We start from the raw sequence: 13,248 nt of genomic DNA, 5'->3' as shown, positions 1-13,248 counted from the left end.
CCGCAGGCTGATATACGTGATCGGAGTTATCCCCACTTTTCGCTGGGGTGGCCTGCTTGGCTTGCGCTCGCTCCGGAAACCCTCGCGGGCCAAACTAGCGCTTGGCTCAAGGCTCCGGCAGGCTCCCCGGCAAATTCGGCATCCTGCCTCAGTTGCCGGCCTCGGCCATCCATGGCCTCGGGCCTGCCTCCGCCTCTCGCCAAGCTTAAGTTTGGCTACCGCTCGGGTTTAGTCGCTCGCTTCCAAGCGCAAGCAGGCCTTCCCAAGCGAAAACTGGGTATGACCCAGCAGCTGATATATTGACAGCGTAAAAATACCATAGTAAACTAAAATAGACCGAAGAAACTGGGGGTGATAAGGGTGCCAACTTACGAATTTAAGTGTCAGGAATGCGGGGAACGCTTTTCCGTACGCCTTTCCTGGCAAGAAAAGGATAAAGCTACTTGCCCTTCTTGTGGAGCTAAAAAGCTCCAACAGCTTTTCACCGGCATCACTATTCTGGGCGGAAGCAGTGGTGGAAGCGGCGGCTGTACTGCTCCGGCGGGTACCCGCTTTAGCTGAGGGTAAAAAAATGGGGCCGGCGGCCCTAAAACATAAGGTAATGCCCCTCGGAAGGCCAGGGGCATTTTTTATTACTTCCTTGCTATTTACAATAAGAAGTTGTAAAATGCTTGATAGTTAGTTAAGGAAACGCGGAAGGGGTTGTTTTCCCATGGGTTTTATGAATTCCCTGCGGCGGCTTGGACGAAAACGTCCCGCTTTAGGGATAGTTCTCACAGTAGTGCTGGGTGTTGGTTTACTGGCTAGCTATATTGCCTGGACGCCGGTGAGTGGGGTGCGTCCCAGTAGCCAAGAACAGGCTTCTGATATGGCCAAGGAGATGGAGGAGTGGCACAAAAGTGCCCTGGAACAGATAAGACAGCGAGAAGCTGAAATTGCGGAACTGGAAAAACAGGTCAAGGACAAACCACAGGATGCCAGCCTCTGGTTAAAACTGGGCGATAGCCGTTATGAGGTAGGTTCTCTGTATCTTCTTACCAACAGCGATATGGATAAAGCGACCTCGGCTTTCAAAGGGGCGCTGGAGGGCTATAAAAAAGTACAGGAGTTAAACCCGCAGGAAAAGGGAATCAGTTTACGGATTGCTAAAACCGCTGTTTTGCTGGGAGACAATAACCTGGCGGAAACGAGTTACAGGCAAGCTGTCGCCGCAGATCCAGGAGATAATAATGCGCGCATGTCTTATGCCATGTTTCTGGCCCTGTTAAAATCCGATTATCAAGGAGCCATCACCCAGTGGCAGGAAATTTTAAAAAATAACCCGGATCCAGAGATGGCTGATTATGTACGGGAGCTGATTAAGCAAGCTGAAGAAAAGAGCCAGAAACCTCCTGAGGCGAGCGCAAATAAGCCAGGCTCAGGTAGTAATCAGTAGGTAGTAAGTTGGAATTTACGGGCTTTCCTCCCCCGAGATCTCGTTTGCGGGGAGAAAGCCCGTTTTTCGAACTTAAGGGCGGTTATTGTTTGGCCAGGGAAGGCGGGGAAAAGGATAGGCCAGCCGTACGCAAGCGCTCCATGAAATGGTTAAAGCGTTTACGGATATTTAAATTCAAAGCCCAGAGAATAGCGGCATGTTTTTTGACTAGGCCTAAGCGGCGGGAAATAGAACCTAAGGAATAAAATTCTTGCCATGCCCAGTTGAAACCTTCCTGGAGGGTCCGGGGGCTCATGAGCTTGGGCTCAAAGACGACCTTGCTGATGGTGTATTCGCCCCAGTCGTTGTTGATTATCCGGCCTTCCCTTTCCAATTGTTCCCTTAAGGGGGTGCCGGGGAATGGAGTGAGGATGCCAAACTGGGCTGCTTCTAATCTGTTCTCCTGGGCAAATTTTACAGTACGTTCAAAAATGCTTTCATCATCTTCGTCAAAGCCAAAGATAAAGGCTCCTTCGATGGCAATACCGTAATCATGAATTTTTTTGATGGCTGCGCTGTACTCTTCTACACGGTTTACAGCTTTGCCTACGGCTTTAAGATTGGAAGGGGAAAGGGACTCAAAGCCAATGAAAAGACCGATACAGCCGCTTTCCGCAGCCAGCCGTAAAAGATCCTCGTCCCGGGCGATGTTTAACGAGCCCTGGCTAAACCATTTAATCTTTAGGGGCGCTAAGGCCTTAAAGAGGCGTTTAGCATAGGCAGGGTTGCCCACAATGTTATCGTCCACAAAGGCTATGACTTCTCCTTCCAGGGCTTGTACTTCGCGCACCACCTCTTCTACGGGTCGGAAGCGAAACTCGTGGCCGAAGAACTGGCTAACTGTACAGAAGGAACAGGCAAAGGGACAACCGCGGGTGGTCTGGACGGTATCAGGTACCAGATAGCGGCTGCGATTTAACAGGTCGCGGCGTGGAATAACCATATTCTCTAAACGAAAACGCTCTCTTTGACGATAAAAAGGTTTAAGGCTTCCGTTCTTAAGATCTTCTATCAGTTGCGACCAGCTACCTTCTGCTTCGCCAATAACTACAGCATCAGCATGGGCTTTAGCTTCTTCGGGCAAGGTGGAAGGGTGCATGCCGCCCAGAACTACCGGTATACCCCGACTGCGGAAGGCATCGGCAATTTCATACGCCCTGGGGGCCAAAGCTGTCATAACCGATATTCCGACCAGATCATACTTTTCATCGAAGTCAATTGTTGTTAAACTTTCATCCAGGATAACAACTTCATGTTCTGGCGGGGTTAAAGCAGCCACGGTAATCAAGTTTAAGGGCGGAAAAATAGATTTTTCCTTGTCACTCTCCCATAGGGGATCGTGCCACGCCGGGGCAATTAAAGCGATTTTCATTTTACTTTCCCCCTATAAAGTATAGTTATTTTTGAAATAATATTTTTCCCGCCAGGTGCAGTTTTCATGTGTCGTATTTTTAATAAACATTCGTTATGTAGTAAGAAATTCCTGCTGGCATGGAAAGGAGAAGGGAAAGTTGGGTTTTTTGGGCATTGATCTGGGAGGTACTAGTATTAAAGGGGGGATTGTCAGCAGGGAGGGCTGGATCTTAGCCCAGGGACAGGTACCTACCAGGAGCGAAGCCGGGGTAGAAGGAGTGCTAAAACAAATAGAGAAGTTGATGCAGGAGCTGCTCCTCAGGGCCCAAATGGAACCGCCAGACCTTTTAGGGGCCGGAGTGGGTATTCCCGGTTCGGTGGATACGGATAGAGGGCTGGTACGCCTGGCGCCCAATTTACACTGGCACGACCTCCTTTTAAAAGACAGGCTGGAGGAACTGTTGAAATTGCCGGTAGTTATAGATAATGATGCCCATGTGGCTGCCTTAGGAGAGATGTGGCAGGGGGCCGGCAAGGGATATAGAGATTTATTGCTGATTACCATAGGTACCGGTATCGGCTCGGCTCTAATTTTAAAGGGCGAGGTAAACCGCGGACTCTTTGGATATGGTGCGGAAATGGGGCATGTAAAAATGGTATGGGACGGACCCCCATGCCATTGCGGGGGACGCGGGTGCCTGGAGGCTCTGGCTTCGGCCACAGCCATGGTTCGTTTGGCCAAAGAAGAGCTGAAGCGCGGTCGGCCTTCGCTTTTGTCCGCCAAGGCGGAGCTAGAAGCCAAGGATATTATAGGAGCCGCCCTTAAGGGAGACGAGTTGAGTCTGGAGATACTTACTGTAGCAGGCCGGTATCTCGGAATGGCCCTGGCCAATGCGGTTTTTCTGGTAGGCCCGGAGGCTATTGTCATCGGGGGGGGAGTAGCCCAGGGGGGAGAAGTGGTCCTGGGGCCTATTAAACAAGCAATGGATGAGGCCCTGTATCCTTGGCAGATCAAGCCTGTACCTGTCCTGGTAGCACAACTGGGTAATAACGCGGGATTTATCGGCGCAGCCTACCTGGCTGCCAGACATTGTGTGTAGGAGGTCAAGCAAGAGTGCAATTACCAGAGAGTTTTTTGGGCTGTGGTATCGGGAGCTTACCCTATTTGGACCCAGACCCGGCCCTAAAGCTTATTGCTGAAACTTTACCTGAAATACCCCATTGGCCTCAGTTGCCCCGGAGGGGACATGTAGAACATTTTATTTATCAAAGTTTGGCGCCTCTGGTAAGCTTAGGGCTTATCCAGGAACCTGAAGGAGGCACAGCCTATTTTACTACGGATTCTCCGGATTGGGCAGAAAAGCTTACATCATTTTATTCTATGTTTTTAGAAGTGGCCGAGGGCAACGAAGAAGCTTTGCAGGCCTTTGCCATGCCCCCGGAGGCCGGGAAAGGATTTTATACCTTCCTGGAATGGCTGGGAAGAAAGGGTGCGCACCAGGCCTTGTTTCTAAAAGGCCAGGTGGCCGGCCCTTTGAGCGCCGGCCTTTATTTAACCGATTCTTCCGGACACTATGCTTTTTACGATCCTCAACTTCGTGATTTACTAGTTAAAACTACAGCCCTCCAGGCCCGCTGGCAGGCCCAGACTTTAGGAAGATTTGGGCTCCCGGTAATAATTTTTGTAGATGACCCGGCGCTGGCTGCTTACGGCACTTCCACCCACGTGGCCCTCCAAAGGTCTGATCTGGTGGAGGCCCTAGCCGGGGTGGTCCAGGAGATTGAGAATGGCGGGGGTATCCCCGGTGCCCATTCGTGCAGCGGCGTGGAATGGCCCATCTTTTTCGAGGCCGGTTTCCGGATTGTGAGCTTCGATGCTTATAATTACTTTACTTCCTTACAGGTTTTTGCCCGGGAAGTGGATGCTTTCCTGGCTGCGGGTGGTGTCCTGGCCTGGGGAGTTGTGCCCACTTATGAACAGGCGTGGCAGGAAACGGCAAAGACTTTGTCTGAACGTTTAATTTATTACCTGGAAGAGTTGGCAAAAAGGGGGGTAAACAGGGAAAGGCTTTACCGCCAGGCCCTGGTGACTCCTTCGTGCGGTACTGGAGTTTTGGAGGAGCCCCTAGCCGAACATATTTACCGCCTTACGGCAGAGGTAGCTAAGCTTTTGCGGCAGTTCTGTCCTTAATATTTACGAAAGCGTTTTTCGCTATGGCTTGAGTAGATGGGGAATGGAAGCGGAGTGAAAGCGGAGAAGACTTAGGGAATTTAGCGTAATAGATTCAGCGAAAAACTCTTTCCCAGTAAAACGGGAAGGAGTTTTTCTTTTTACTAGCAGGAATTTTCCTCTTAATGGAGAATATAGGGTGGTAGAAAGTGGGGTATAGTGGTGAAATAGGGGTAGAAAGTGGGGCACAGGCCCGTGTTTATAGGGGAGTATTATCACACCATTGATGAAAAAGGACGCCTTATTATGCCAGCTCGTTTCCGGGAGGAACTGGGAGAAAGATTTATTGTGACCAAGGGCCTGGATAACTGCCTCTTTGTCTATCCTTCGAAAGGCTGGGAAGAGATGGAACAGAAGCTCAAGGCCCTGCCCTTTACCCGGGCCGATGTCCGCGCCTTTGTCCGGTTTTTCTTTTCGGGTGCTACCGAATGTGAGCTGGATCGCCAGGGGAGAATACTGGTACCGGCTAACTTAAGGGAATATGCCCGGCTGGAGAAGGAAGTAGTTATTGCCGGCGTCTCTTCCCGGGTAGAAATCTGGAGCCGGGAATTGTGGGAGAAGTACCTGGCGGAGACAGCTTCCCAATACGAGGCTTTGGCTGAGAAGATGGTGGATTTTAATATTTAGATTGAGGTGTTTCTTGAGCTTGGACTTTCACCACGACCCTGTACTTTTATCCGAGGTTATAAAGTTTTTAGATCCCAAACCGGGTGAGATTTTTGTAGATGCTACTGTCGGCGGGGGCGGACATTCTTGCGCTCTCCTAGAAAGGCTACAACCTGGCGGCTTTCTTCTGGGATTAGACCGTGATGCTGAAGCTTTGGAAGCTGCTGCCCGCAAGCTTCAGCCCTTTGGGGCAGCAGTTAAGCTGGTGCGGGCCAGTTTCAGCCAGTTACCTGCTATTCTGGCTCAAGAAAACCTTCCAGGGGTGGATGGTCTCCTCTTCGATCTGGGGGTGTCCTCCTATCAACTGGACAACCCTGAGCGGGGGTTCACTTATCAGTTGGAAGGGCCCCTGGATATGCGCATGGATCGCGAACAGAAAATAACGGCAGCTGATATTATTAACACCTGGCCGGAAGAGGAGCTGGCAAAAATCTTTAGGGAATATGGAGAAGAACGCTGGGCTTCTCGCATTGCTAAATTTATCGCCAGGGCTCGTAAGCGTTCGCCTATAACTACTACGGGAGAGCTAGTGGAAATTATTAAAGCAGCAATTCCGGCGAGGGCGCGAAGGTCCGGACCCCATCCCGCCAAGCGGACCTTTCAAGCCCTCCGGATTGCTATAAATGACGAACTGGGGGAGCTTAAACGCGCTCTGGCCGAACTGGAAACCTTGCTCCGGCCCGGAGGCCGCGTCGTAGTAATCTCCTTTCACTCTTTGGAAGACAGAATAGTGAAGGAAACCTTTAAAAGTTTGAGTTCCAAGATCTTAGAAATATTAACGCCCAAGCCTGTTGTGCCTACTCCGGAGGAGGTCGCCCGCAATCCCCGGGCGCGCAGTGCTAAACTGCGGGCTGCCAGGCGGGTTCTAAAAGAAAGGGTGAATGAATAAGCTGTGTTAGCAGAAACTCAGGGAAAGCTTTACTTACCCGCACAAATTATCCAGCCGGAGCGGAGAGAGAGGAAACAACAGGTCGCCAGGCGCAATAAAGGACTAGTGATAGCAATGGTGCTCCTGGCTTTTGCCCTGGGTATGGTGTGGACTACTCAATCCATCTGGCTGGTCTTAAAGGGTTACGAACTGGCGCGGCTGAAAAAAGAAATCAGCACTTTGCAACAAGCTAATGAGAGATTACAATTAGAGGTAGCCCGCCTAAAATCTCCGGAACATGTGGCCCAGGTAGCCACCACCAAGCTGGGAATGGTTAAGCCCACATCTCGTGATATCCGCTTTCTACCGGACAACAAGAAGGAGAGAATACAGCTAGCCCAGGAGGTCCAGCCCACCCTGGAGGAGCAAAAGGATTTGCACCCCTTCTGGGTAAAAGTTGCTGAAGTCCTACAAAGCTGGCTAGTAGTTAACCGGCCGGCGCAAGCTGCCCACAGGTGAAAGGAGGGGCTTAAAAGGGTCACTTCCGGAGACAAAAGCGGGTGGTACCGACCGAGGGGCGGAAGGGATGTACGCTAATATAGCTATTAAAAAAAGGCTAGTTGCAATATTTTTGGCCCTGGCAACAGGCCTTTTGCTTATTTTTTTGCGGCTAGCGTGGCTACAGCTAGTCCGGGGAGGTGAGCTGCAGCAAAAGGCTTTAGAGAACAGGCTGGCTACGGTTCCGGTACCGGCCCAGCGAGGAATCATTTATGACCGTTATAAGCGCGAACTGGCAGTAAATATTACAACTGATTATGTAGGAGCTTTTCCGCCGGAGGTTAAGGACTCCGGCCGGCAGGGAGAAATAGCGGCCAAACTGGCCGAAATCCTGGGCCAGTCGCCGCAAGAGATCCTGGAAAAAATTACTCGCCCGACGGGATTTGAATTTGTAGCGCGCAAACTAGAGTTTGGCAAAGCACAAAAAATTAAGGAACTTAAGCTTCCCGGGATTGTAGTGGTACCGGAAAATCGCCGCTATTATCCTAACGGTATGTTGGCGGCCCATGTACTGGGCTTTGCCGGCATCGATAATCAGGGCCTCGAAGGGTTAGAGGCCATGTATGATAAGGAATTGAGCGGAATTCCCGGTAAAATCGTTCGGGAGTTTGATGCTTTGGGTCACGAAATTCCCCAGGCTACCCACCGTTATTTGCCGCCGCAAAATGGCCATAGCCTGGTTTTAACCCTTGATCAGACCATCCAGTTTATGGCCGAACGGGAATTAGACCAGCTCATGCAAAGCCCTACCAGCCCACGTAAGGCTAGTATCTTAATTATGGACCCCAGGACCGGGGAAATCCTGGCCTTGGCCAGTCGCCCGGCCTTCGACCCCAATAATTTTGCTGCTTTTCCCCAGGAAGTATGGGGTAATCCTGTGGTACGAGACTCCTATGAACCGGGATCTACTTTCAAAATTATTACGGCCGCAGCAGCCCTCGAAGAAGGGGTTGTCAAGCCCGATGACAGGTTTTATGATCCCGGGTATATCCGAGTGGGTGCTGACATCATCAGGTGTTGGGCTGCCCCCCTAGCCCATGGCAGTCAGACCTTTGCTGAGGGCGTAAAAAACTCCTGCAACCCGGTTTTTGTCAGTGTAGCTTTGCGGTTAGAAGAAAAAAAGCCGGGGACTTTTTATGATTATATTCAGGCCTTCGGCTTCGGCAGTCCCACAGGTATTGACCTTACTGGGGAAGGCACAGGGATACTCATTCCCCGGGAAGAATTGAGGCCCATCAATATTGCTACCATTGGCATGGGTCAGGGCATAGCTGTAACACCTATCCAACTAGCTACAGCGGTAGCGGCTGTGGCTAATGGCGGCAAGCTTATTCGCCCCCATTTAGTAAAAGAAATTTTAGATGCTGATGGTAAGGCGGTGCGCCGTTTCGAGCCCCAGGTTGAACGCCAAGTTATTTCTCCTGCTACGGCCGAAACCTTAAGAAAGCTTCTGGAGGGAGTTGTAAGCGAAGGGACCGGCCGCAACGCTTATATACAGGGCTATCGAGTGGCAGGAAAAACAGGAACAGCCCAAAAAGCGGGACCTGGCGGTTATATGGAGGGCAAATATGTAGCTTCTTTTATCGGTTTTGCTCCGGCTGATGAACCTCGAGTACTCGCGTTAGTAGTTGTTGATGAGCCTAAAGGTTACCCCTATTATGGCGGGACTGTAGCGGCCCCCATTTTTCAAAGGGTAGTAGCAGATACCCTGCGCTATCTCAAAGTATCTCCCCAGTATTCCGGCGACAAAACCCAGGAAGAAAAGAAACCGGTAGAAGTGCCTGACCTGGTGGGTTTACCTTTAGAACAGGCCAAGGCCAAACTGTACGCCTTAGGGTTAGATATCAGAACAGAAGGGGATGGGGGCGTTGTAGTCGCCCAAATACCCAAAGCCGGCATCATAGTTCCCCAGGGCACCAAAGTCATCCTTTATCTCCGAGGAGACGCAAGAACCTTGCGAGTTCCCGATGTTACAGGCCTGCGCATTACTGAAGCTGCCGAAGTGTTGGAAGCCTATGGCCTAAAACTTTTACCTGAGGGCAGCGGCCAGGCAGCGGAACAGAGCCCCGTGCCCGGCACGCCGGTTACACCGGGGAGCCAGGTAAGGATTAAATTTTACGAACCATCCAAGCCAGCCCTGGGGCCCTAGGTGGAGATGTTAGTGTAAAATTGGTGAAAGTGGTTAAAAATAGAAATTAAAAAAGTGATTTTTAGGGGGAACCACTACATGTTAACCCTTGCCCAGCTGGCCGCTGCTGTGGAAGAAGTTATAGCTGCAGGTGGCGATCAGGCAATAGCTATTCAGGGCCTGCATTATGATTCGCGCAAGATCCAGCCCGGTTTTCTCTTTGTGGCTATTCCGGGGCTCCGGACCGATGGGCACTTATACCTGCAGGAAGCCTTACAAAGAGGAGCAAGGGCGGTGGTAATCGAGAAGGAGGTAAGCCTGCCTAATGGTGTGGCCTGGCTTAGAGTCAGGGATAGCCGCCGGGCTCTGGCCGATCTGGCGGCCTGCTACTATGGCTATCCTTCCCGGAGGCTTCGCCTTTTTGGAGTTACAGGCACCAACGGCAAAACCACTACTACTCATCTTATCGAAGGCATCTTACGGCAGGCAGGATACCCTACAGGACTTATAGGTACCATTGTTAACCGGTTAGGAGATAAAATATTACCGGCTGAGCACACTACGCCGGAGTCCCTTGACCTTCAGGCTCTTTTGGCGTGGATGGTAGAAGCCGGGGCTAAAGCTGTGGTCATGGAGGTTTCCTCCCATGCCTTGGCGCTGGAGAGGGTGCGCGGTACTGAGTTTGATGTGGCTGTCTTTACTAATCTTACCCAGGATCATTTGGATTTCCACCCGGATATAGAATCTTATTTCGCCTGCAAAGCCAGATTATTTCAAGGGTTAGGCCAGGGAGTTAAGAGCGGTCCTAAGTATGCAGTTATCAACGCCGATGACCCCAGGGCGGGTGAGCTTAAGGCCTTAACCAAAGTGCCCGTCATCACTTATGGCTTCAGCCCGGAAGCTATGGTGCGAGCCGAAGCGGTCCGGATAGAAAGGACCGGCTCCACTTTGGAAGTAGTTTATTCCGGTAAGCGCCGTACTTTGCGCATAAATTTAAGTGGGAAATTTAACGTATATAATGCCCTGGCAGCCTGGACGGTCGCCTGGCAGGAGGGGTTAGACCCGGACCAAGTGGCCCATGCCCTGGCTCAAGTGGCGGGAGTTCCGGGCCGCTTTGAGAGGGTAGAGGCGGGCCAGGATTTCACTGTTATTGTGGACTATGCCCATACGCCGGACGGCTTAGAAAACGTGCTACAAGCGGCCAGGCAGCTGACCCACGGGCGGCTCATAGTGGTTTTTGGCTGCGGCGGCGACCGCGATAGAAAAAAGCGCCCCCTTATGGGCGAAGCAGCGGCGCGATTTAGCGATTTTTGTATTATAACTTCCGACAACCCCAGAAGCGAAGAACCAGAAGCCATTATAGCTGAGATAATACCCGGGGTAGAGCGAGTTAAGCTCCATGGGTATGAAGTGGAAGTGGACCGGCGCCGGGCTATTGCCCGGGCTTTAGAACTGGCTAAAACGGGGGATACGGTGGTGATTGCCGGTAAAGGGCACGAGACTTACCAGATTATTAAGGGGCAGGTTTTGCCCTTTGATGACCGGGAAGTAGCCAGGGAGGAGTTAGAGCGCCTTGGTTTCCGGGGTAAAGCGAGGGAAAGTTAATGCCCGATTTAAAAGTGGGTGAACTCTGCCAGGTATTACAGGGAGAGTTAATACAAGGGGACCCTGAAGGAAGAGTACAGGGAGTGAGCACCGATAGTCGCCGCATCCAGGGAGGGGAAGTCTTCTTTGCCCTCCGAGGTGAGCGTTTTGATGGTCATGACTTTGTTGCTCAGGCCCTGGCTAAAGGAGCCCGAGCAGCTGTGGTGGCCAGGATGCCTTCGCCTCCGGTTAGCGGTGCGCTGATCAAGGTACATGATACCCTGGAGGCCCTCCAGGCCCTGGCCAGTTATCACCGCCAAAAGGTTTTTAAAGGGGAACTCATCGGGATTACCGGTTCCAGCGGCAAAACTACTACTAAAAATTTGGTGGCTCAGGTTCTGGAAGCTAAATTTAAAGTTTTGAAGACTCCAGGTAACTTTAACAATGAAATCGGCTTGCCCCTTACTCTATTGCAGTTGACTGCGGAACACCAGGTGGCCGTGGTGGAAATGGCTATGCGGGGGTTGGGAGAGATAGCTGCCCTTTGCCAGGTGGCCCGGCCCACAGCAGGGATTATTACTAATATTGGCACCGCCCACTTGGGAAGGCTGGGGTCGGTGGCCAATATTGCCCGGGCCAAGGGCGAGCTATTGGCGGCGTTGCCTCCGGAGGGCTTGGCGGTGTTAAATGGTGATGATCCGTGGTGCCGTCGCCTGGCTGAAGATTTGCAGGTGAGGGTTATTTTTTACGGAACAGAAAAACCTGCTACGGTATGTGGTACAGATATTAAGTTCCAGGGCAGGCAAGGCACGGAATTTAAGGCTGTGTTCCCGGAAAAGACTGTAACCGTGCGTCTGCCGGTCCCGGGAAAACACAATGTGTTAAATAGCCTGGCAGCCCTGGCTACCGGGTATTGCCTGGGAATAGAGCCAGAAGTTATGGCTGAAAGGCTAGCCCGGTGGCCGTCGGAAAGCTTGCGGCAAGAATTTTTGCCCGGCCCCCGGGGTTCGCTGATTTATAACGATGCTTATAATGCCAACCCGGAATCCACCCTGGCCGCCCTGGCTGCTCTAGCCCAGTTGCCGGGGCGCAAAGTGGCTGTTTTAGGCGATATGCTGGAACTGGGGACCAGCGCACCCGAGTTCCACCGCCGGGTAGGAAGGGCAGCGGCTGAAGCGGGTGTAGCTCTTTTGGTGACGGTCGGTGAGCTGGCCCGGGAGATGGTGGCAGGAGCGCGGGAAGCTGGGTTGCCCGACAGCCAGGTTTTCTCCTTCGCCCATCCCCGGGAAGCGGCCCTCTTTCTGGCCGGAATTTTGAGCCCGGGAGATGTGGTGCTCCTTAAGGGTTCCAGGGCCGTGGGCCTGGAGCAGGTTTTGGAGGTATTAAAAGAGGTGGAAGCATGAGGGAAGGTTTATGGGCGGGGCTACTGTCACTAATTATCTGCCTAGTTTTAGGACCACCCCTTATAAGGTTGTTGCGCTTACTGAGGGCCGGCCAGGTGGTTCGGAGCGATGGTCCGCGGACCCACCTGGGAAAATCGGGTACTCCCACCATGGGCGGTATTATTTTTCTAATAGGGATAAGTGCAGCGACTCTGCTGTTGAGTGAAGCCAATCTTTTAACTTTTACCCTTCTGATGGTGATTTGGGGTTATGCCCTTTTAGGACTAGCCGATGATTTTCTCAAAGTAGTGCTGCGCCGGCCTTTGGGCCTGCTGGCCCGGCAAAAGTTAGGGGGACAGGTACTCCTGGGCCTGGCCACCGGGCTGGTAGCCATGCTTTACCTGGGGCGGGGAAGCGAGATAATCGTCCCCTTTACTTCCGGGCACTGGGATTTAGGCTGGTACTATCCTTTATTTGCCACCCTGCTCCTGGTGGCCACGACCAATGCAGTTAATTTAACCGACGGGCTGGATGGACTGGCCGCAGGCACCACCTTCTGGGTAGCTCTGGCTTACTTTTTCCTTGCTCTGGCCGTGGACAAGACCGAACTGGTTATTTTTACCGGAGCCCTGGCAGGAGGATGTCTGGGTTTTTTGGTGTATAATTTTTATCCAGCACGAGTTTTCATGGGAGATACGGGGTCCCTGGCCTTAGGGTCGGCCATAGGTATTTTAAGCATTTTAACCCGCACGGAATTATTGCTCCCTGTCCTGGGGGGGGTTTATGTTTTAGAAGCATTATCTGTCATTTTACAGGTGGCATTCTTTCGCCTTACCGGGCGACGCCTGTTTCGCATGAGCCCTTTGCATCATCACTTTGAACTTCTAGGCTGGCCGGAAACTAGAGTAGTTTTATTTTTTTGGTTGCTGGGCTTCCTTTTAGCTGCATTGGGACTATACAGTGTAACTTTGGCCTAAGCCGGCCAGGCTGATTTTTAAGAAAGAG

The 13,248-nt window shown here is 51.8% G+C and carries 13 protein-coding genes; 11 read left to right on the top strand and 2 right to left on the bottom strand.

The genetic code is table 11. From position 1 onward, the window contains the following. Positions 1-26: 26 nt before the first annotated feature. Positions 27-173 (bottom strand): hypothetical protein, encoded by a 147-nt coding sequence (locus tag AC1BI1_RS07305; protein ID WP_476716628.1) that lies wholly within the window; start codon positions 171-173, stop codon positions 27-29. Positions 174-360: 187 nt separating this feature from the next. On the opposite strand from AC1BI1_RS07305, the gene AC1BI1_RS07300 reads away from it, so the two are divergent. Continuing rightward, positions 361-561 (top strand): FmdB family zinc ribbon protein, encoded by a 201-nt coding sequence (locus AC1BI1_RS07300; protein WP_476716627.1) that lies wholly within the window; start codon positions 361-363, stop codon positions 559-561. Positions 562-712: 151 nt separating this feature from the next. Then, positions 713-1,435: a tetratricopeptide repeat protein gene (locus tag AC1BI1_RS07295; protein WP_476716626.1), complete on the top strand. Its 723-nt coding sequence runs from the start codon at positions 713-715 to the stop codon at positions 1,433-1,435. Between the two features lie 82 nt (positions 1,436-1,517). Here the strand turns inward: AC1BI1_RS07295 and AC1BI1_RS07290 are convergent, their stop codons facing one another. Beyond that, positions 1,518-2,846, bottom strand: coding sequence for a B12-binding domain-containing radical SAM protein (locus AC1BI1_RS07290; RefSeq protein ID WP_476716625.1), 1,329 nt, complete (start codon positions 2,844-2,846; stop codon positions 1,518-1,520). A 139-nt stretch (positions 2,847-2,985) separates the two neighbouring features. Here AC1BI1_RS07290 and AC1BI1_RS07285 point away from each other — a divergent pair, with 139 nt between their 5' ends. The 9 genes from AC1BI1_RS07285 (at position 2,986) to mraY (ending at position 13,220) form a co-directional block, all read left to right on the top strand. Then, positions 2,986-3,927 (top strand): ROK family protein, encoded by a 942-nt coding sequence (locus AC1BI1_RS07285; RefSeq protein WP_476716624.1) that lies wholly within the window; start codon positions 2,986-2,988, stop codon positions 3,925-3,927. A gap of 14 nt (positions 3,928-3,941) precedes the next feature. Continuing rightward, positions 3,942-5,018, top strand: a complete 1,077-nt coding sequence (locus AC1BI1_RS07280) for a uroporphyrinogen decarboxylase/cobalamine-independent methonine synthase family protein (RefSeq protein WP_476716623.1) — start codon at positions 3,942-3,944, stop codon at positions 5,016-5,018. A gap of 234 nt (positions 5,019-5,252) precedes the next feature. After that, entirely contained in the window at positions 5,253-5,684 is a 432-nt protein-coding gene (mraZ, locus tag AC1BI1_RS07275) for a division/cell wall cluster transcriptional repressor MraZ (protein WP_476716622.1), read from the top strand. A gap of 19 nt (positions 5,685-5,703) precedes the next feature. Next, positions 5,704-6,612: a 16S rRNA (cytosine(1402)-N(4))-methyltransferase RsmH gene (gene rsmH / locus AC1BI1_RS07270; protein WP_476716652.1), complete on the top strand. Its 909-nt coding sequence runs from the start codon at positions 5,704-5,706 to the stop codon at positions 6,610-6,612. 3 nt (positions 6,613-6,615) lie between these two features. Continuing rightward, a complete protein-coding gene (gene ftsL / locus AC1BI1_RS07265; protein ID WP_476716621.1) occupies positions 6,616-7,110 on the top strand; it encodes a cell division protein FtsL in 495 nt (164 codons plus the stop codon). Positions 7,111-7,177: 67 nt separating this feature from the next. Then, the gene (locus AC1BI1_RS07260; RefSeq protein WP_476716620.1) at positions 7,178-9,298 is read left to right on the top strand and encodes a stage V sporulation protein D; all 2,121 of its coding nucleotides are present in this window, start codon (positions 7,178-7,180) and stop codon (positions 9,296-9,298) included. Positions 9,299-9,376: 78 nt separating this feature from the next. After that, the gene (locus AC1BI1_RS07255; RefSeq protein ID WP_476716619.1) at positions 9,377-10,882 is read left to right on the top strand and encodes a UDP-N-acetylmuramoyl-L-alanyl-D-glutamate--2,6-diaminopimelate ligase; all 1,506 of its coding nucleotides are present in this window, start codon (positions 9,377-9,379) and stop codon (positions 10,880-10,882) included. Next, positions 10,882-12,264: a UDP-N-acetylmuramoyl-tripeptide--D-alanyl-D-alanine ligase gene (locus tag AC1BI1_RS07250; RefSeq protein WP_476716618.1), complete on the top strand. Its 1,383-nt coding sequence runs from the start codon at positions 10,882-10,884 to the stop codon at positions 12,262-12,264. The genes AC1BI1_RS07255 and AC1BI1_RS07250 overlap by 1 nt, the downstream gene beginning before the upstream one ends. Further along, positions 12,261-13,220 carry a phospho-N-acetylmuramoyl-pentapeptide-transferase gene (gene mraY / locus AC1BI1_RS07245; protein ID WP_476716617.1) on the top strand — a complete coding sequence of 320 codons (960 nt, stop codon included), beginning with the start codon at positions 12,261-12,263 and terminating at the stop codon, positions 13,218-13,220. Before AC1BI1_RS07250 ends, mraY begins: the two co-directional genes overlap by 4 nt. The last annotated feature ends 28 nt before the right edge of the window (positions 13,221-13,248 follow it).

Source organism: Thermanaeromonas sp. DSM 22490, assembly GCF_056378755.1.
This window is presented reverse-complemented; position numbering and strand designations above follow the sequence as displayed.